Source organism: Amycolatopsis sp. WGS_07 (assembly GCF_045278895.1).
GTDB lineage: Bacteria > Actinomycetota > Actinomycetes > Mycobacteriales > Pseudonocardiaceae > Amycolatopsis.
Genome location: NZ_CP136053.1, coordinates 6,572,616 through 6,591,647, shown reverse-complemented (window position 1 = coordinate 6,591,647; position 19,032 = coordinate 6,572,616). Strand labels below are relative to the sequence as shown.

Annotated in this window: 14 protein-coding genes, 1 pseudogene and 1 riboswitch; of the genes and pseudogenes, 1 reads left to right on the top strand and 14 read right to left on the bottom strand. The window is 70.0% G+C overall.

The features are described from left to right. Positions 1 to 2 precede the first annotated feature (2 nt). From RPX00_RS31105 to RPX00_RS31070, 8 genes and pseudogenes are all read right to left on the bottom strand, one after another. A complete protein-coding gene (locus RPX00_RS31105; RefSeq protein WP_406630693.1) occupies positions 3 to 1,802 on the bottom strand; it encodes an alpha-D-ribose 1-methylphosphonate 5-phosphate C-P-lyase PhnJ in 1,800 nt (599 codons plus the stop codon). 121 nt (positions 1,803 to 1,923) lie between these two features. Then, positions 1,924 to 2,913: pseudogene (locus tag RPX00_RS31100) on the bottom strand (carbon-phosphorus lyase complex subunit PhnI); the annotation flags it as partial. Beyond that, positions 2,914 to 3,465, bottom strand: a complete 552-nt coding sequence (phnH, locus tag RPX00_RS31095) for a phosphonate C-P lyase system protein PhnH (RefSeq protein ID WP_406630691.1) — start codon at positions 3,463 to 3,465, stop codon at positions 2,914 to 2,916. Further along, the gene (locus tag RPX00_RS31090) at positions 3,462 to 3,890 is read right to left on the bottom strand and encodes a phosphonate C-P lyase system protein PhnG (protein ID WP_406630689.1); all 429 of its coding nucleotides are present in this window, start codon (positions 3,888 to 3,890) and stop codon (positions 3,462 to 3,464) included. The genes phnH and RPX00_RS31090 overlap by 4 nt, the downstream gene beginning before the upstream one ends. Beyond that, on the bottom strand, positions 3,881 to 4,621 hold the full coding sequence (locus tag RPX00_RS31085) for a GntR family transcriptional regulator (protein WP_406630687.1): 741 nt from the start codon (positions 4,619 to 4,621) through the stop codon (positions 3,881 to 3,883). Before RPX00_RS31085 ends, RPX00_RS31090 begins: the two co-directional genes overlap by 10 nt. A 109-nt stretch (positions 4,622 to 4,730) precedes the next feature. Continuing rightward, positions 4,731 to 6,332, bottom strand: a complete 1,602-nt coding sequence (phnE, locus tag RPX00_RS31080; protein ID WP_406630685.1) for a phosphonate ABC transporter, permease protein PhnE — start codon at positions 6,330 to 6,332, stop codon at positions 4,731 to 4,733. Next, positions 6,329 to 7,105, bottom strand: coding sequence for a phosphonate ABC transporter ATP-binding protein (gene phnC, locus RPX00_RS31075; RefSeq protein ID WP_406630683.1), 777 nt, complete (start codon positions 7,103 to 7,105; stop codon positions 6,329 to 6,331). Before phnC ends, phnE begins: the two co-directional genes overlap by 4 nt. Next, complete coding sequence (locus tag RPX00_RS31070) at positions 7,090 to 8,022, bottom strand: phosphate/phosphite/phosphonate ABC transporter substrate-binding protein (RefSeq protein ID WP_406630681.1); 933 nt, start codon at positions 8,020 to 8,022, stop codon at positions 7,090 to 7,092. Before RPX00_RS31070 ends, phnC begins: the two co-directional genes overlap by 16 nt. Before the next feature lie 187 nt (positions 8,023 to 8,209). On the opposite strand from RPX00_RS31070, the gene RPX00_RS31065 reads away from it, so the two are divergent. Beyond that, complete coding sequence (locus RPX00_RS31065) at positions 8,210 to 8,482, top strand: DUF1918 domain-containing protein (protein ID WP_406630679.1); 273 nt, start codon at positions 8,210 to 8,212, stop codon at positions 8,480 to 8,482. 472 nt (positions 8,483 to 8,954) lie between these two features. Here the strand turns inward: RPX00_RS31065 and RPX00_RS31060 are convergent, their stop codons facing one another. From RPX00_RS31060 to RPX00_RS31035, 6 genes are all read right to left on the bottom strand, one after another. Continuing rightward, positions 8,955 to 11,327, bottom strand: a complete 2,373-nt coding sequence (locus RPX00_RS31060; RefSeq protein WP_406630677.1) for an HAD-IC family P-type ATPase — start codon at positions 11,325 to 11,327, stop codon at positions 8,955 to 8,957. Between the two features lie 84 nt (positions 11,328 to 11,411). Further along, entirely contained in the window at positions 11,412 to 11,873 is a 462-nt protein-coding gene (locus RPX00_RS31055) for a nuclear transport factor 2 family protein (protein ID WP_406630675.1), read from the bottom strand. A gap of 59 nt (positions 11,874 to 11,932) precedes the next feature. Next, a complete protein-coding gene (locus tag RPX00_RS31050; RefSeq protein WP_406630674.1) occupies positions 11,933 to 12,598 on the bottom strand; it encodes a (2Fe-2S)-binding protein in 666 nt (221 codons plus the stop codon). Beyond that, positions 12,595 to 13,434 carry a CbtA family protein gene (locus RPX00_RS31045; RefSeq protein ID WP_406630672.1) on the bottom strand — a complete coding sequence of 280 codons (840 nt, stop codon included), beginning with the start codon at positions 13,432 to 13,434 and terminating at the stop codon, positions 12,595 to 12,597. The genes RPX00_RS31050 and RPX00_RS31045 overlap by 4 nt, the downstream gene beginning before the upstream one ends. A gap of 25 nt (positions 13,435 to 13,459) precedes the next feature. Beyond that, positions 13,460 to 13,669, bottom strand: a complete 210-nt coding sequence (locus RPX00_RS31040) for a CbtB-domain containing protein (RefSeq protein WP_009077103.1) — start codon at positions 13,667 to 13,669, stop codon at positions 13,460 to 13,462. Positions 13,670 to 13,725: 56 nt separating this feature from the next. Further along, positions 13,726 to 13,790, bottom strand: a riboswitch (cobalamin riboswitch). Between the two features lie 138 nt (positions 13,791 to 13,928). Next, positions 13,929 to 19,010, bottom strand: a complete 5,082-nt coding sequence (locus RPX00_RS31035) for a COR domain-containing protein (RefSeq protein WP_406630671.1) — start codon at positions 19,008 to 19,010, stop codon at positions 13,929 to 13,931. Positions 19,011 to 19,032: the final 22 nt, after the last annotated feature.

Here is a 19,032-nt window from a genome sequence, read left to right as displayed (position 1 = left end):
GATCACCTCCTGGCCGCGGCGACGAGCCGCTGGGTGTAGGGATGGTGCGGATCGTGGAACAGCTGGTCGGTCAGGCCGTGCTCGACCACGCGGCCGAGCTGCATGACCAGGGTCCGATCGGTGAGCGCGTCGATCACCGAGAAGTCGTGGCTGACCACGACGGCCGCGACGTCCCGTTCGGCGAGCAGGCCGCGCAGCAGGTCGAGCACCCCGGCGGCGACCGAGGCGTCGAGCCCCGTGGTGGGCTCGTCGAGCAGCACCACCGGCGGTTCGGTGGCCAGTGCCTTGGCGATCTGGACGCGCTGGCGCATGCCGCCGGAGAACGTGCCGACCGGATCGTCCATCCGGGACAGCGGCACCTCGACGCGGTCGAGCAGTTCCGCGGCCCGGCGGCGGATCGCGTGGTAGCCCCGCCAGCCCGCCGCGGTGAGCCGTTCGGCGATGTTGCCGCCCGCGCTCACCCGCAAGTCCAGTCCGTCGGCCGGATTCTGGTGCACCACAGCCATCGTGCCGATGCGCAGCTTGCGCCGGTCCTGATCGGACAGTCCAAGCAGGTCGGTTTCCCCGCTGTCCACAGTGGCCAGCCGGACGCTGCCTGCGGTGGCCCGCTCGTCGCCGATCACGCAAGCGAGCACAGTGGACTTTCCGGACCCGGATTCGCCGATCACCCCGAGCGCCTCCCCCGGAGCCACGTCGAACGACACGTCCCAGGCCGCCACGATCGCGCCAGTCGAGGGGCTCACCGCGGTGCCGTGCTCCGGGCCGGTGCCGGGAACCGCGTCTGCGCCGCCGATGCCGTGCACCTTGCCGATTCCGTCGACTCGCAGCGCCCATTCCGGACCGCCGACCACTCGGATCGGCTCGATGCGCGGAGAGTCCACTGTAGACGAGAGACGAGCCGCGGAGGGAATCAAATCCAAGGGCGCACGATCCCGATGTGCCCCGGCATCAACGTCACCGGCCAGAACCCGGGCACACCATTCGGTGTCACTGCACGCATAACCGCCGCGAGGTCCGGCTTCCACCAAGAAAACATCGTCGCTGCCACAGCGTTTGCACACCGCGCCCGGCGTGTACTCGACCTCGAAAGGAACGTCGTCGAAGGTCAGCGGCCGGACGTCGGTGTGCGGCGGGATGGCGTAGATCCGCTTCTCCCGGCCCGCGCCGAACAGGTTCAGCTGGTCGCTCTGGTGCAAACGCGGCACGTCCCAGCGCGGGATCGGCGTAGTGGCCAGGACGTAACGGCCGTCGACCAGCACCGGGTAGCCGGTGGTGCGGGTGATCATGCCGTTGCGCACGATGTCCTCGTACAGGCTGACCCACATCGCCGCGTAGTCGCCCTCGGCGTGCATCCGCGCGCATTCCTCGACCGATTTCTGCACGCCGCGCAACGGTTCCGGCACCGGCACCTGCAACACCAGCACATCTCCCGGAGCCATCGCCTCCTCCGGAATGCGGTGCCGCGACTGCACGATGGTCGCCTCGCGCGTGTCGGCGGTCTCCTCGCTGCCGGTGGTCGCGGCGATCATCCGGCGGAGGTTGGTCGCGTTCACCCCGGCGTCATCGCCTTGGTCAATGACCTTCACTGTGTCCTGTGAACCGATCACGGCGAGGGTCACTTGCAGGCCGCCGGAACCCCAGCCGCGCGCGACCGGCATCTCCCGCGAGCCGAAGGGCACCTGGTAGCCGGGCACGCACACCGCGGTCAGCGCGGCGCGGCGGACCTCGCGTTTGCCGCCCTCGTCGAGCAATCCGGCCGGCCCGGGGTCCAGTTCGGCCAGCAGATCGGTGGTGACGCTCATCAGCATTCCTTTCCGGCGGGCTCGGTCGGACGGGGAGCGGGCCCCTCCCCGCGGCCGCCGCGGCGCGCATCGCCTGTTTGCGCTCGACCATCGAGCGGAAGGTGACGTAGTGGGGCAGCTTCAGGTGTTCCAGGAAGCCGCCGGAGTCGAGGCCGTCGGTCGTGAGCAGCAGCAGCTGCTCCAGCGGGCCCTGGCGGCCGAACCGGCGGTTCGCGACGTCGAGATTGGCCATCGCGATCGCCTTGCGTTCGTTGTGCCCGAAGCACAGGCCGTAGCCGACGTCGAAGCAGGTCCGATCCTCGTCGGCTCCGTCGAGATCTTCGATCGCCTCGGCCTCGGTGACCCGGAATTCCCCCACGGCGACCGGGTTTCCGGTGTGCGGATGCCGGACTCGCAACGGCAGCCGCCCGTGCCGGACCTCGCCGAGCGTCACCTCGTGGATGTTGCCGTCCGGGCCGAGGATCGAGCGGTACCAGAGCGCGACGAGCGCCCCGGTTTCCGCCCGCGCCATCGCCGCCAGCGCGGCCGAACGCGGGGCGGGCGGCCGGGCCGGTTTGCGGGTCAGGTCGAACGGTTCCGGGTCCTCGCCGGTGCGGTGCTCGACGACCAGGTCCAGCTCACGCAGCAGGTCGAGGAAGCGGCGCGGGCGCTTCTGCTCGTCCGTGCGCGGTTTCGGCGTGCCGGGCTCGTGCTCGACGGGCTCCGGCGGTGCGGCCGGACGCTCCAGCAGCCGTCCGGTGTAGTCGGTGGTGCGGCCGAGCAGCTGCGGACCGTCCGGTTCGCGGAACGCGGGCACGATGCGGCGCAGGATCAGCAGCTCGTCCGGGTCCACCGGGTCGGCGACGGCGAGCCGCGGCAAGGTGGACCGGTAAGCGCGGACCAGGTGCGAGGCTTCCAGCGGGTCGCCTTCGGCCTGGCGCAGCGCGGCGGCGGAGGTGCCCTCGTCGAACAGCCCGGCCTCGCCCATCACCCGGTCGACGGCCAGGCGGAACCGGGCGACGATCTGCTCGTCCGGCGCCCACGGCACCGGTGCGTGGTCGCGGGCCCGGCGCACCAGGTCCTCCGCGGCGAGAATGGCTTCCAGCCCGCCGCGCGCTCCCGAGTACCCCATTCAGCTCTCCTCTTCGATCGTCGTCGTGCGCGGCAGCCCGGCGATCCGGCCGTCCGGGCAGACCAGCAGGAAGTCGGCTCCGGCCGGGAATCCGGCGACCAGCTCCGCCCGCGCCGCGACGAATCCGGCGGGCAAACCCTGTGGTGCCAACGTCTTCTCGCCCGGAACGCCCGGTCCAGTCAGCCGCCAGGCGGGACCACCGTCCACATCTGACACCGCGAGCGTGACCAGCGCACCGTCCTCCGGCGCGAGCGCAGTACCCCGGTGAAGTTCAGCGATCTCCTCGACAGTCATCGCACGCAACGCGGTCACGAGCCGTGCTTTGTTCAAATCGGACAACGGCGCGGAGGTCGCGGAGACAACCGTTTCCACCCAGTCCGTTTCCTCCTCCAGCAAGCACACCGCGGTGCCGAGATCGGCCAGCGCGAGCGTCGGAAGGACCGCCGGGGGAACCGCGGTGTCCGGCAGCCGGTACGTCGCGCCGGGGTGCGCGAGAGCGTTTAACACGGTCCGGAACGCCAGCTGTGATTCATTCACAGGCAGAGTGATCACGTCAGCTCCTCGAATTCCACGACGGTCGGGGCCAGTTCCGCCCACTCCTGCTCGTCCCGCTCCGCCAGCCGCCGCGCGACCCGGCCGCACAGTTCGTCCACTTCGGCCGCCAGCGGACGGCCCGCCTCGGCCTCGGCGTCCAGCACCGCGGCGGCGAGCGTCGCGGCCCGGTCGCCGCCGAGCCGCATGGCCCAGCCGCGCTGTCCGGCGATCTCCACCTCGGCCCGGCAGGCGAGCACGTCGCCGAGCAGAAACCGTTGTGCCGCCACGGGTTCGCGCACCTGGGTGGAGATGGTGCCTACCTCCGGGGCCAGCACCACCGTCACCTCGGCGCCGTCGGCGAGACAGGCGTCGGCCAGTTCCCGCAGCTCGTCCGGTTCCGCCGCGGCGAGCAGGCCGCAGCGTTCTTCCCTCGCTATTCGCACGTCTTCTCCTCGGGGTAGACCGTGTCCGAAAGTTCGACCACGACGCGGACCGCGTCGGCGCGCGTCCACGCGCTGCTGGCCATCAGGACCTGCCCGGTATCGGCGTCCCGGCTGACGCTGTCCACCAGCCACACCGGCACGCTCGCCTCGATGCCGAGCCCGCGCAGCACCTCCGGCGGCGGCAGGTCGACGCTCGCCCGGCACCACGCCCGCACCGGGCGGACCCGGCCCATCTGGCGCAGCACCAGGTCGATCGATTCGACGCTGTGCAGCGCCAGGTCCAGGTCAGGGGCCACCTCGACCGGGATCCACTCCTCGATCCAGGTGGCGGGCAGGTCGTCGATGAAAAACGTCCGCACGACCCGGTGCATCAGCGCGCCGGCCGGACGGTCGAGGTGCGCCGCGCGGACGGCGGGCAGCGGCAACCGGTCCACCGACTTGATCTGCGAGCGCGGCGTCGCGCCCGCCGCCTCCACCGTGGCGTGCCACGACGGCGGCCTGCTGTGCGAGATGACGTAGTCGATGCGGCGGTTCACGAACGTTCCCGCGCCGCGCACCCGCCGCACCAGCAGCCGGCGTTCCAGCTCCTGCAGGGCCGAGCGGGCCGCCGCCCGCCCCACGCCGAACCGGGCGGCCAGCTCCGGTTCGCTGGAGACCCGCGTGCCGGGCGCGCTCCCGGCGATCTCCACAGCCAGCTTCTCCGCGATGTCCAGGTACCTCGTCGAGGTCATGGCACCGACGATGCGCTCCCGGCTTGTCCGGACAACTGCGCCGCGGCCAACGCGCCCGCCCCCGAAAGTGAATTCCCGGAACAGTTGTCAGCCGTTCGCTGTTAACCGTTCACGCCGTGACCCGGCGCAGCCACACGGCCAGCAGTTCCACCAGCAGCACGGTCGCGAACACGAGCAGCAGGATCGTGGTGACCATGCCGAATTCGAGGATCCGCGACGCGCTGAGCAGGTCGAATCCGATCCCGCCCGCCCCGACGATGCCGAGCAGCGTCGCCGAGCGGATGTTCACGTCGAGCTGGTACAGCACGTGCGCGGCGAACGCCGGGGCCGCCTGCGGAAGCGTCGCGGAGGTGAACACCTGCCAGCGGGTCGCGCCGGTGGCCCGCACCGCCTGTTCGACGTCCGGGTCGACCTCCTCCAGAGAATCCGCGACGAGCTTGCCCAGCAGTCCCACCGCGCCGACCGCCAGCGCCAGCGTGCCCGCGACCGGACCGAGCCCGGTGATCACCACGAAAACGATCGCCAGCACCAATTCCGGCACCCCGCGCACCAGCACTACGAAAACGCGGAACACTCGCGCCACCCACGGCCTCGGTGCGACGTTCCGCGCGGCCAGCGCACCGACTGGCAACGCGAAAAGCGCGCCGAGAACCGTTGCGGCCAAAGCGATCTTCACTGTCTCACCGAGATCGGCGAGCAGTGTCGGGAAAACCCCGCCAGTGTCCGGCGGCCAGAACAAACCCAGCGAATGGCCGATGTCACCGAGCCCATGAAAGAACTGCACCGGCGACAATTCCGCGCCCCACAACGAAACCGCCACCACCAGTACTGTCGCGGCGGCGTAACAAGTGCGGCGCACCCGCGCGAAGGTCCACTGTGGAGCGATCCCTCGCTGAGCCGGGAGGTGCACGGCCGGTCCGCCGCCGCGCAACAGCTGCCGGCGGATCGCGCCCGACCCGAGTTCGACCAGCACGCACAGGATCAGCACGACGAGCGCGAGCGCCATCCCGCGCCGGTAGTCGAGCCGCTGGAAGGACGTCGCGATCGCGTAGCCGAGGCCGTCGACGCCGACGAACCCGAGCACCACCGAGATCCGCAGGTTGATGTCCAGCCGGTGCAGCGCGGTCGCCACGAAGGCGGGCATGACCTGCGGCAACACGCCGGTGACCAGCTCCTGCCCGCGCGCCGCGCCGCCCGCGCGCACCGCGGACCGGACACCCTCGTCGATCTGCTCGACCGCGTCCGCGTACAGCTTCGCGACCATCCCGACCGAGTGCAGGCCCATCGCGAGCACGCCGGTCATCGCACCGAGGCCGAAGATCCGGAAGAACACGATGGCCAGCACGACGTCCGGGATCGCGCGGGCCAGCACGATCACCGTGCGCGCGGCCAGCCGGGACCCCGGCCCCGGCGTGGTGTTGGCCGCCGCGAAGATCGCCAACGGCACGCTGAGCAGCACCGACAGCAGCGTCGCCGAGATGACGATCGCGAGCGTCTGGCCCGCCAGCTCCAGCAGCTCGGCGAGCGGCGGGAAGTCGAGCGGGAACATCCGGCGCGCGAAGGCCACCGCGTTGCCCGCGCTGTCGGCGAGCGTCGCGAAGTTGATCCGCAGGTCGGTCAGCGCCCAGACGCCCGCGGCCAGCAGGCCGAGGACCACCAGCACCGCGGCGGTGCCGGAGCGGGTCGGGCGGGCCAGGGTGCCCGCGGTCATCCGACCGCCGCCGGCTCGGCCGCGACCCCGGCGTACAGCTCCATCGCGCGCTCGCGGTCTAGCCCGGCTGCCGGAGCGTCGAGCACCGTGCGGCCCGCGCGCAGGCCGACGATCCGGTCTCCCCAGCTCAGCGCCAGGTCGAGCTGGTGGAGGCTGCACAGCACGGTCAGCCGGCGTTCCGAGCTGATCTCCCTGATCAGCCGCATCACCTGCGCCGAGGACTCCGGATCGAGCGACGCGACCGGTTCGTCGGCGAGCAGGATGTCCGGCCGCTGCAGCAGCGCCCTCGCCACCGCGACCCGCTGCTGCTGACCGCCGGACAGCGTGTCCGCACGCTGCAAGGCCCGGTCAGCGAGGCCGACCCGGTCCAGTTCGTCGAGCGCCTCGTGACGGAGCCGTTTCGGGTAGCTGAGCAGGCCCAGCCGCGGGCCGCGCAACCGGCCGAGCGCGCCGGAACAGACGTTTTCCAGCACGGTCAGGCTGCCGATGAGGTGGAACTGCTGGAACACGAACCCGACCCGCCGCCGCAACCGGCGCAGTTCGCCGCCGCTGGCCCGGCCGACGTCCGTGCCGAGCACCGTGACGGTGCCCGACGTCGGCCGCTGCAGGCCGTCGACGTGCCGGAGCAACGTGGATTTCCCGGAACCGGACCGCCCGAGCAGCACCACGACCTCGCCGGGCTCGACGGTAAGCGAAACGTCGTCCAGCGCGAGCGTGCCGAAGCTCTTGCTCACCCGGTCGAACCGGACCGCCTCGCTCACGCGGCCGTGCATTGCTTGTCCTTGGTGGTGGCGCAGACCTTGCGGACGCCGTCGTACAGCTGGTCGTCCACCTTCGCGTAGCCCCAGTCGCCCGCGTCGTCGGCGGCCTTGCACGTGGTGGCACAGAATCCGTTGGCGTTCAAGTAGTCCACATTGGCCTTCTGCTGGAAAGCGTTGGCGATCTTGGCCTTCAGGTCCTCGGAGACGCTGTCGGAGATCGCGACCGGCGAACCGGCGATCACGTCGGACTTCCACACCGTGGTCAGCTGACCCGGTTTTAGCTGGCCCTTGTTGATGAGCGCGGTGTCCACAATGGCGTCATACGCGAACCCGGCGTCACACTGTCCACTTGCGACAGCCAACGCGGACGCGTCGTGCCCGCCCGCCATCACCGGACTCACGCCGGACTGCGGGTCGACCCCCGCGTCGATCAATCCCGCCTTCGGATACAGATATCCGGAGGTGGAGTTCGGGTCGACGAAGCACACTTTCTTGCCCTTGAACCCGGCAAGATCCTTGATCGGCGACCCCGCGGGCACGATGCCGTAAGACCGGTAGCCAGGCTGCTCGCCCTTCTTCTTGACCTGCGCCGCGACCGGCGTCGCCTTGACGCCGGTGTTGCGCGCGAGCACGTAGGAAAGCGGCCCGTACTGGGCGATCTGCACCTTGCCGGTGCGCTGCGCCTCGATCACCGCGGCGTAGTCGGTGGCACTCTGGAACTGCACCTTCTTGCCGGTTTCCTTCTCCAGCATCTTGATCACCGGCTGGTAGGCTTGCTGCAATGTCTGCGCGTTCTCGGACGGGATCGCGGCGAAGACCAGGGTATCGGGATCGCCGGACTGCGTGCCGCCCGCCGCGCTCTGGCCGCAAGCGGCGAGGACCAGCGCGGCACTCGCCAGCGAGGCGGCGACGGCGGTATGACGGACCATGGCGGGCTCCTTCGGGTCGGCTCCGCTCGCAGCGTCCTTCCGCCCGATGCCGCCGCGCGAACGCCTCGGTTAAGCCGAACCGAACACGAAAAGTCACTTGCCGCCACCTGATCGGACTACTCCGACGTTTCACGCCCGGCGCGGCGAGGTATCGCTCCGGGCGAAGCCGCTGGCGAGAGGAGGAACCATGCACGCACAGCGCGGAGATTGGCTGGTCGTGAAGGGAATCCGGGTAGACGTGCCGGAGCACCGGGGCCGCATCGTAGCCGTGGGTTCGCCGGACGGAGGCCCGCCGTTCACCGTCCGCTGGCAAGGCGCGGACCACGACTCGACGATCTTCCCGGGCCCGGACGCGATCGTGCTGACCGACGCGGAAATGGCCGAACAAGACGCCCACGACCGGGAACGGGCCGAGGGACTAGGGGCGTTGCAGCACCACCTGTCGTCGCCAGGCACCTGACTCTCACCCGCCCCCTGGACCCCCGCCGTGAGGGGAACCCTGACAGACTCTGATTCCCGCAGGGTTCCCCTCACGACCCCTCTGCGGCTCCCGCCGATCCGTGAAGGGCTCCTTCACGGAATTAGATTCCCTCAAGGAGTCCTTCACGACCCGCCCCGACCCGACCTGCGCCACCCGTCCGCCGATGCGCCCCAATGTGGCATTGGGTGCGTCCCACGCACCGAACGCCACATTGGGTGCGTCACATGCACCCAATGCCACATTGGGGCGCTAGCCCCACCCCCACCGAAACCGCAGCACGCCACCCAACCGAGCGAGGCACCCAGCCCCTCCCCCGCACCCCGATACGAAGCCTCCCTGCGGGCGGCGGGTGTTTGTCAAGGCATCTTTCCCGCCTTGACAAACACCCGCCGCCCGTCAGCACAATCAGGCTTCGGGGTGCCCCACGCAACCAAGCAAACCCAACGGACCACTACTTCCCGATCCGATTCCCCACCCACCGACCAATCTCAATCAACACAACCCCCACCCCAGCACAAACCACCGCCGTCAGCGTGTACCCCGCATTACTAGGATCCAACTGAAAAATCCCCCGAGTAAACGGCAGCAAAAACATCAACGCCGAAACAACCGCCATAGTCGCAACCAGCGCACCCTTCCACCAGTTATAAGGCCGCGCCACCACCGCAAGCACCCACAACGCCAACGCCATCAACGTAATCAACGCCGTAGTACTAGCCTGCACCTGCGCCGCATCGGTAGTAGCCCCGCCAGGATGCACCAGAATATAAGAAACAAACGACGCAGCCCCAATAACCACCCCAGCAGGAACCGCCATCCGCAGCACCCGCCCCACAAACCCGCTGCGCGCACGATCATTATTAGGCGCCAGCGACAACACAAACGCAGGCAAACCGATCGTGAACCACCCGACAATCGTGACATGCCGAGGCAGGAACGGATACGGCATCGCATCCAGCCCAATCAGCCCAGGCACGCCCACGATCAACGCCAGCAGCACCGAATACACAGTCTTAGTAAGGAACAAATTCGCGACACGCTCGATATTGCCGATCACCCGACGCCCCTCGCCGACAACATGCGGCAGGGTGGCGAAAGCATTGTCCAGCAACACGATCTGCGCGACCGACCGGGTAGCCGGGCTGCCCGCACCCATCGCCACACCAACGTCGGCATCCTTCAACGCAAGCACGTCGTTGACACCATCACCGGTCATCGCCACGGTATGCCCGCGCGCCTGCAGCGCCGCGACCATCGCCCGTTTCTGTGCGGGCGTCGCGCGGCCGAACACCGCAGTGCCTTCCAGCTCCTCGGCCAGCTTGCCGGGGTCCTCGGACAACGTCCGCGCGTCGACCGGAGCCTCGCCGCCGGGCAGCGCCAGCGCGCGGGCCACGCCGCCGACCGACACCGCGTTGTCGCCCGAAATCAGCTTCACCGCGACGCCTTGCGCGGCGAAGTAGTCCAGCGTCTCGCGGGCGTCGCCGCGGATCTTCTGTTCCAGCACGGCCAGCGCGACCGGCGTGACCTCGCCCGGGCCGTCCGGCGCGTCGACCGCGTTTGCGGCGCGGCCGAGCAGCAGCACCCGCAAGCCCTGCGCGCCGATCCGTTCCGCCTCCGCACGCTCCGCCGACTCGGCGGGCAGCAGCACGTCAGGCGCGCCGAGCACCCAGTCGCCGTGTTCGCCGAAGGCCGCGCCGCTCCACTTCCGCGCCGACGAGAACGGCACCACGGCGGTCGCCGGCCAGTCCGGTGCGGCCGGGCAGCCCTCGGCGATCGCGACCAGGCTGGCGTTCGGGCGCGGGTCCGCGGCGGCGAGCGCGGCCAGCACCGTCTCCGGTTCCTCACCCGCATCGTGCAGCCGCCGCAGCTCGGACAGCCGCATGGTGTTCTCGGTGAGCGTGCCGGTCTTGTCCGCGCAGACCACGTCCACGCGGGCCAGGCCCTCGATCGCGGGCAGCTCGTTGACCAGGCATTGCCGGCGGCCCAGCCGGATCACGCCGACCGCGAACGCGACCGACGTCAGCAGGATCAGGCCTTCCGGCACCATCGGGACGAGCGCCGCGACCATCCCGCGCAGCGCGGCGGGCAGCGCCTGCGAACCGGAAAGCTGGTTGTAGATCGACAGCGCGCCGGCCGGGATGAGCAGGTACGTGATGACCTTCAGGATCTTGTTGATCCCGTTCCGCAGCTCCGAATCGACCAGCGTGAACCGGCCCGCCTCCTCGGCCAGCTTCGCCGCGTACGCCTCCGAGCCGACCTTCGTCGCCCGGTACGCGCCATTCCCGGCGACCACGAAGCTGCCGGACATGATCGGGTCGCCCGCGCGCTTCACCACCGGGTCCGATTCGCCGGTGAGCAGCGATTCGTCGACCTCGAGCGCTTCGGCGGCCAGCACCTCGCCGTCGACCACCACCTGGTCGCCCGCCCCGACCTCGATGACGTCGTCGGCCACGACCTCCTCCGGGGCCAGCTCGCTGCTGGTCCCGTCGCGCCGCACGCGCGGGCGCACCTGGCCGACGATCGCGAGCCGGTCCAGCGTCCGCTTGGCGCGCAGCTCCTGCACGATGCCGACGACGCTGTTGGCCACGATCACCCCGGCGAACAGCCCGTCCAGCAGGTAGCCGGTGGAGAAGATGATGACCGCGAGCACCGCGAAGATCGCGTTGATCCGGGTGAAGACGTTGGACCGGACGATCTCCCACGCGCTGCGGCTCGTGCGCGAAGGAACGTCGTTGGTCCGCCCCGCGGCGACCCGCTCGGCCACCTCGGCCGCGGTGAGCCCGCGCGTGCTGTCGTGCGTGAGCAAGGCCTCGTCCCCTGACATGGTTTCGACCTTACGCAGTTTCCGGGCAAACCGGTCGCCCCGCCGCCCCTGCCGGGTCCGCCCGTTCGGGTGACTCCGCGCAGGTCACCGGCCCAGGCGGGACGCGCGAACCTCCCGGGTTTCGATCAGATCCAGGTGCACCTCGCGGCGCGCGAACCGCCATTGGCCCTCTATCCGGGCGTAACGGTCGAGGTAGCGGAGATGCCACACGGCGTCGGCGAACCGTCCGTCGCGCGGGCTCACGTGGTGGGCGACGCAGCCGATCCGCCCGCGCGCGGTCGCTGGGTTACCGCCAGGATCGAAGACCATGCCAGTGATGCCGTGCGCGGTCAGCGGCACGTCCTCCAGCACCGACAGGGCCGCCGTGACGCCCTCCGGGCCGCGATGCTCCAGGACCGGGTCGAACTCGCGCGGCGGATCCGGCAGCACGAGCACCCCGTCTTCGCCGAACAGCCGGGCGACCCCGGCGAAATCCCGCTCGTCGACGCAGGCGGCGTAGCGATGCGCCAGATCGTGCAGGGCGGCCCAGTCCTCAACGGGGATCACCGGGCCAGCGTACGAACCAGAGCCCAGCACCGGCGGCTGTCGTCCCACCGAACGGGAGTTCAGGCCAGAACGCAGTCCCCGCATTTAGGGCCGTCGCGATCCGGCGTCGCGCGATAAAACAGGCAGCAGCTGCGACGGCGGAACCGCCCGCCGACCCGGGTCGCGGTACCGGCGAGTTCCGGCAGTTCCTCCAATGCACCAACGATTCCGGCCACCCGTTGAGTCCACTCCGGACGTTCGGACCGCAACACCGTCACCGCCCCGTTCAAGGCCGACGCCACATTCCCCCGCCGGACGTTCTCCGCCAGCGAGAACTGGGCCATCGCCTTGTCCAGGCGCGCCAGCGGACCGCGCAGCACGCGTTCGGCGAACGCACTGACCACATCGGACTCGACCGCCGGATTTTCCTTCAGCGACAACGGGAACGCTCCGCCGAGCTTCGGCTGCCACCAAGCCGCCGAATAGTCCGGCACCGCTCCCGCGCCGACGGCGAGGCCCAAAGCGGGCGAGATGATCCGGGCCGCCAGCCCGAGATGCGCGATCGACGCCGCGACCCGCACTTCCACGAAATCGCCGCCGAGAACGGCCCGGTTCTGCGCGATTCGTTCGCGCAGAACCGGACCGTCGTCGAGGACTTCGGACAGCGGATGCCACGGCCGCGCCGGTTCGTCCGCCGAATGCGTGTCGACGGCGAAGAACGGGCCCAGTCCGGTCAGCGGGTTCACGCCTCGACGGTAACCGCGCGCCCGCGGTCCAGCACGCGTTCGGCGAGCGGGCCGAACACGAGCGCGATGGTCGTCCACAGGATGGCCATCGCCAGCACCGAGTAGAGCCGGAACTCGACGAGCGTGTCGGCGGGGAATCCGGGGTACACGATCTGGCCGTCCGGACCCTTGAGCGGCAGCGGGATCTCGCTGGCCTGCGGGCCGTATTCGGCGACGTTGACGGCCAGCGACCCGAGCGACGGGAGCAGCGCCATCAGCAGCCCGGACAGCACGACGAAGCCGGCGCCCGCGACGAGCGTCGCGTTCCAGTTGCCCAGCCGCGGCGCGAGCCGTTTGCCCACGACCACGGCCGCCACCAGGAAGATCACCGAAGCGACGACCATCGTCAGGTACAGCCCGGTGCGCGCGCCGATGGTGGCCTCGTGCCCGACCGCCGGCGGGTTGGCCGGGTATTTCAGGAACGGCACGAGGTACAGGGTCAGGAATCCGGCCCCGGCCACGAGCACCGCCAGCACCCGCGCGCGGATCCGGCCGACGCGGCCGAGCAGCACCGTGTAGGTCACCGCGAAGAGCAGGCCCATCGCGACCCCGAAGAGCACCATGCCGAGCCCAATGCCGAGGTTGCCTTGCACGGCACGGCTGAACACTTCGTGACCCTCGTGCTCGGCGTGCGCTCCGGCGGCCTTGTCGAGCGCCATCTGCGCCTCTTCGCGGCCGGATTCGTAGTCGATGGCCGACTGGGTCAGCGGTTCGGCGAAGACCCGGGCGAAGACGAATGCCAGCAATCCGCCCAGCGCTCCGGCGAGGAGGCCGCGCAGAATCAGCTTGTTCTGCATTGTTCGGTTGTCCGTTCCGCGCGCGTCAGTGGCAGGGGAAGCCGAGGAAATGCCGCGCGTCGTGGACGAACTCGTGCACGTGCGTGTCACTGCCGAAGATCGAGACCGCGCCCTGGTCGACGCCGATGAAGTAGTACAGCAGCAGCGCGCCGACGATCGTCGCGCCGAGCAGCAAAGCGGCTTTCGACACGGGCAAGACGACCGGGGTGGACCGGTCGGCCGGAATGGTGGCCATGGCTCTCCTTCGGGATGACGCGTCCCTTGCGGGTGGACCTGACGACGGCTCCTCGACCTGACTCGCCCGCTCCGTCTGGATGGGGCACACAGTGGCGCGACCGTGCCGGAATCCCACCGGCTTCGGGAAGCCGTCGCGCGAGCAGCACGGTACGGCGGTGTCCGGCCGCCCGTCAATCGCCCGGGCGCCCGGGACGTCCGCTATCGCCCGGTTTGCGCAGCCGGTGTGCCCGGGGTCGCACCGAACGGAGCAAGGCCGCTCACGCCGGGTCGCGGTAGAACGCCAGGTGCTCCGGGCACAGATACAGCGTGAGGCCCTCCGGCGTGTCGTAGCGCGACAGCCCGCCCCACTCCTCGTCCGGATCGAGTTTGCCCAGCATCGCCTTCAGCGCGCGGAAGTCCGCGTCGGTCTTCGCGTGCGCCTCCGGGACGTCCTCCTCCGGCCGGTCAGTCCCGGGCAGCAGGCGCTCGCGGTTCAGCTCCTTCGGCAGCTGCGCGGCCAGCTCCTTCATCAGGTCGCAGTCGGACTTCAGCTGTTCGTTCAGCACGCCCGCGGCCACCCCGAGCACCGGACCGGCCAGCGGCGCGGCGTGTTTCAGCGCCCGGATGAGGTGCTCCAGGTACGGCCCGAGCCGGACGAACCATTCCCGCGGCTGCGACACCGAGTACACGCCCTTGTCGCCGTCCAGCCGATGCCAGGCTCCGGGTTCCTCGCAGTAGAGGTGGATCTCGTACGGCGAGCCGGTGATCCGCCGCCGCCCGGCCGGGACGACCGCGAACACGCTGGGGCAGCGCGCTTCCTGCTGGTGCTGCGCGAGCCGCTGCAGGCGCAGGAACATCCGCTGGTGGTAGTCGCTCTGCTCCTCCAGCTGCTCGCCGAACTGCTCGACGGTCCTGGTCAGCCGCTCCATCGACGCGCGGGTGGCGTCGCGTTCGGCCGGAGCGAGGCCGAACAGCAGTTCCGGCACCGACACCTGCTCGCCGGAGCGGTGGCATTCGATCTCGTGCCTCGGCGGCGTGCGCTCCAGCCGGGCGCGCAGGTTCTCGTAGTCGAACAGCTCCGGGCAGTCCGGCTCGCACCGGCACGGCACGCGGCGCGTGATGTCCAGACCGGGGAACCGTTCCAGGGTCAGGTTGAGGCCCTCGTCGAGCACCATGAAGAACCCGGCCGGCGAGGGCCCGCGCACGGTCAGCTCGACGGTGTTGTGCTGCCGGTCGGCGTTGACCAGCGCGAGGTGCCTGCCGTCGCGGTGGCCGAGCAGCGCGCCGGTGCGCCAATGCACGTCGCGGCTGAACCGGTGCGACCGCGCGATGAACCAGGTCGGAATGCCTGGCGGCATGGTGTTGAGCTGATAGATCACCTTGATCTGCCGCGAGTTCTCCCGCGCGGCCGCCCATTGCTCCGCGTAGTCCGGCGGGTTCCACTGCAGCCGCTCGACGACCAGGCTGAGATCTCCCCCGCCGCTCGACTCGACGCGGTAGGACAGGTCGTACTTGTCCATCATGCCGAGGAAATGGTCGCGGATCCCCTTGTCGAGGTCGTGCCAGAGCGCGGTCAGGTGCTCCCGCGTGAGCAGCCCGTGCTTTTCGGCGACCTCGTCGCTGTCGAGCACCCGGCTGATGTAGTCATTGACCCACGACGGGCGCAGCACGACCGTTTCCTGCAGTTCGGGATCGTCCGGGTAGTAGAGGATGTCGCCGAGTTCGTGCAGCGCCCGCGCGATGAACCGGCTCGGCTCCGCACCGGTGACCCCCGCGTCGGCGATGATCCGCCACATCCGGCTCACCGTGATGTGGTTCTCCGGCACCGCCCGCACCGCGTCCGCGGCGGTCAGCCACGAGGTCGGCCACTCCGAACCCATCAGCGGAAGCTCCGCCGCGTGCTGCGCGAGAAGGTCGCGAAGATCGCTGACGCCGTCCCGCGTCGCGTTGTCCACGTGCACGCTGGCGACGATTCTCGGATATTTCGACCGCAATTCCGCGAGCGGCAGGTCGACCGGACGGCCGTGAATGTGCGTGGCGACGAGAACGATCGGCGATTCCGGCGCACGGGCGGTGATGATGTCGAGCCAGTAGTGCAGTTTCCCCTGTTCCCAGCCGAGCCGCGAATTCCACAGCAGGACGAACAGGGAACGATTGGTGAGGAAGAACTGGTGCGTGGCGTGGTAGATCTGCTGGCCGCCGAAATCCCAGGTGCTGAGCCGCATCCGGACGTCCCGGCCCGGATGGCCGAGTTCGAGGTCCCGGATGAGCAGCCCGTGCGTGGACGGTTCGTCCGGATCGTGCTCATCCGCGGCGAGGGCGCGGACGAGCGAGGTTTTCCCGACGCCGCCTTCGCCGACGACGAGGAGTTTGGACACCCATTGGGCGGTGCTGCCGCGTTCCCGTTCGCGGAGGAATTCGAGAACGGATTCGGACCCGCTGGCGGTGATTTCCGGGGGTGGGCTGATGAACGGGTTTCCGGCGACGCTGAGAGTGGTGAGGTTGGGCAGTTCGACGAGGGCGGCGGGGAGGCTGCGGAGTTCGTTGTCGGAGAGGAGGAGGGTGTCGAGACGTTCCAGACGCGGGAGGCTGTCCGGAAGGGCGGCGAGCAGATTTCCCCGGACGTCCAGGCTGCGGAGGCTGGTGAGGTCTCCGAGGGAGGCTGGCAGCTCGGCGAGGACGTTCTCGGCCAGGGACAGATTTTCCAGCGAGACGAGGCCGGCCAGGTCGTCCGGCAGGCTCCGCAGATCGTTGGCCATCAGGTTGAGTGTCTGGAGACCGCCCAGGTCGGCCAGGCTGTCCGGCACGTCCGCAAGATAGTTGCGCTCCGCGCGCAGCCGGCGGAGTTTGGCCAGGTCGCCGATGTTCTCCGGCAGCGCGGTGAGCTGGTTCCCGTCCACGTGCAGAGTGAGCAGGCCGGTCAGCCCGGTCAGCCAGCCCGGCAGCTCGGCGAGCTGGTTGTGGCTGAGCATGAGGTAGCGCAAGCCGGTGAGCTGCCCGAGCGTGTCCGGCAGCTCGCTCAGCGAGCACCGGGCCAGGTACACCGTGCGCAGCCCGGCCAGCCCGCTGAAGTCGAAGCCGGCCAGGTCGAGCGGGTTGCCGTCCGCCGACAGGTAGCGCAGCCCGGTGCAGCGGCCCAGCCACGCGGGCAGTTCGGTGATCCCGATGTCGTCCAGTTCCAGCATGGCGAGGCCGGTCAGGCCGCCCGCCTCGTCCGGCAGGCGGCCGAGCGGGTTCGAGCTGACCCACAGGTCGCTCAGCGCCGGGAACGAGCCGAGCCAGTCCGGCAGCTCGGCGATCTCGTTGTTCCGCACGGACAGCGACACCAGGCGGGTCAGTCCGGCCAGCTCCACAGGGAGGACGGCCAGCTTGTTGCTGTCCAGGCGCACGTCGCTCAGGCTGGCGAGTTCCGGGAACCAGGCGGGCAGCTTCGCGATCCGGTTGTGGCTCAGGTCGAGGCCTTCGAGACGACGCAGGCCGCGCACGCACTCGGGCACCGCGCCGAGGTCGCTGCGGGCCAGGTCCAGCCTCGTCAGCGCGGCGAGATCGCCCAGCCATTCCGGTGCCCCGCCGAGCCGGTTGTCCCCGATCGACAGTTCCTGCAGTCCGGTGAACCGGCGAACCCAGCCCGGCACCTCCGCGATCTGGTTGCCTGCCAGGGAAAGGACGCGCAGACCGGCCAGCGGCGCGAGCTGAGCGGGCACCTCGGCGAGCCGGTTGCGGTCCATCCGCAGCTCGGTCAGCCCGGTGAGCCGGTCGAACGAACCGGGCAGCTCCGTCACCCGGTTCGAGGACGCCTGGAGGACTTGCAGCGACGTCAAGTCCCCGAACCATTCCGGCAGGGACTCCAGCCCGCAATTGCTGATGCTCAGCTCGGTTAGCTCGGTCCGCCGCAACCACGACGGCAGTTCGGCCAGCGGCACGAGGTCGAGGTACAGCGAGGTCAGCTGGGCCAGCTCGCCCAGCTGGTCCGGAAGTTCGGCGAGCAGGGTGTTGTCGAGCCGGAGCTGCGCCAGGTTCTCCAGCCGGGCAAACCAGTCCGGCAGCTCGCGCAGCGGATTGTTGTTGAGCCACAGGATGTCGAGCCCGGTCAGCCCGCTCAGCCACTCCGGCAGCTCGGCCAGGCCGCATCCGCCGATGCCGAGCGTGGTCAGGCCGGTCAGCTCGCCGAGCCATCCGGGCAGCCCGTGCAGCACGTTGCCGCCGATGTGCAGGCGGCGGAGACCGCGCAGGCCGCGCAGCGACTCCGGCAGCTCGGCCAGCCGGTTGTCGTTGAGCCACAAGGCTTCCAGCTCAGTCAGCTCGCCGATCCACTCCGGGACCTCGGTCAGCTCGTTCTGGTCGGCGTAGAACAGGGTCAGCCCGGAGCAGCCGCGGACCCACCCGGGGATCTCGGCCAGGCCGCAGTCGCTGAGCGTCAGCGACGTCAGGCCGGTCAGGTCCGCCAGCTGCGCGGGAAGCTCCTGGAGCGGGTTCGACGCGAGATTCAGCCCGCGGAGCCCGGACGGCAGCCGCGGCAGCGTGCGCAGCCGGTTCCGCGCGACGTCCAGCATCCGCAGGTTTTCCCGGCCGCCGATCCAGTCCGGCAAGGCGGTCAGCCGGTTGCCGTCCAGATCGAGTTCGGCCAGGAGGTCCAGTCCGGCGAGCCATTCCGGCGCCTCGGTCAGGTGCAGGCGGGCGAGGCCGAGTTCGGTCAGCCCGGTCAGTTCGCCCAGCCAGGGCGGCAGCGCGGCCAGCGGATTGTCGTCGAGGTACAGCTCGTCCAGCGGCAAGCCGCGCAGCCAGTCCGGCAGCTCGGCCAGCAGATTGCCGTGCAGGAACAGCTTCGCCAGGCCGGGGATGTCGCCGAGCCAGTCCGGGAGCGCTTCGAGCCGGTTGCCGTCCAGATCGAGCCGGGTCAGGTTCGCCAGGCCGCGCACCCACTCCGGGACCGCCGTCAGCCGGCAGGAGCCGAGGTCGAGGGCTTCCAGGCTGGTCATCCCGCCGATCCACTCCGGCGGAGCCGCCAGCCGGTTCACCGAGACGCACAGTTCGGTCAGGTCCAGCCCGGCCAGCGTCCGAGGCAGTTCAGCGAGGCGGTTCCGGTCGACTTCCAGGCTCCGGAGCGCGGACATCTCCCCCAGCCGCTCCGGCAGCCGCACGAGCCGGTTCCGCCGGGCGTTCAGCTCCCGCAGCGGCAGGTCCGCGAGCCATTCCGGCAGCTCGCGCAGGAAGTTGTCCTCCAGCACCAGCTTCTCGAGGCCGCCGATCTCCGCCACCCGCGACGGGACCTCGGTCAGGTGCAGGCCCCGCAGATCGAGCGTCGTCTCCCCGGCGGCGAGCGCGGCGTCGACGCGGCGGTTCGCTTCCTCGGTCCCCATGGGGGCAAGTCAATCAGGTTCG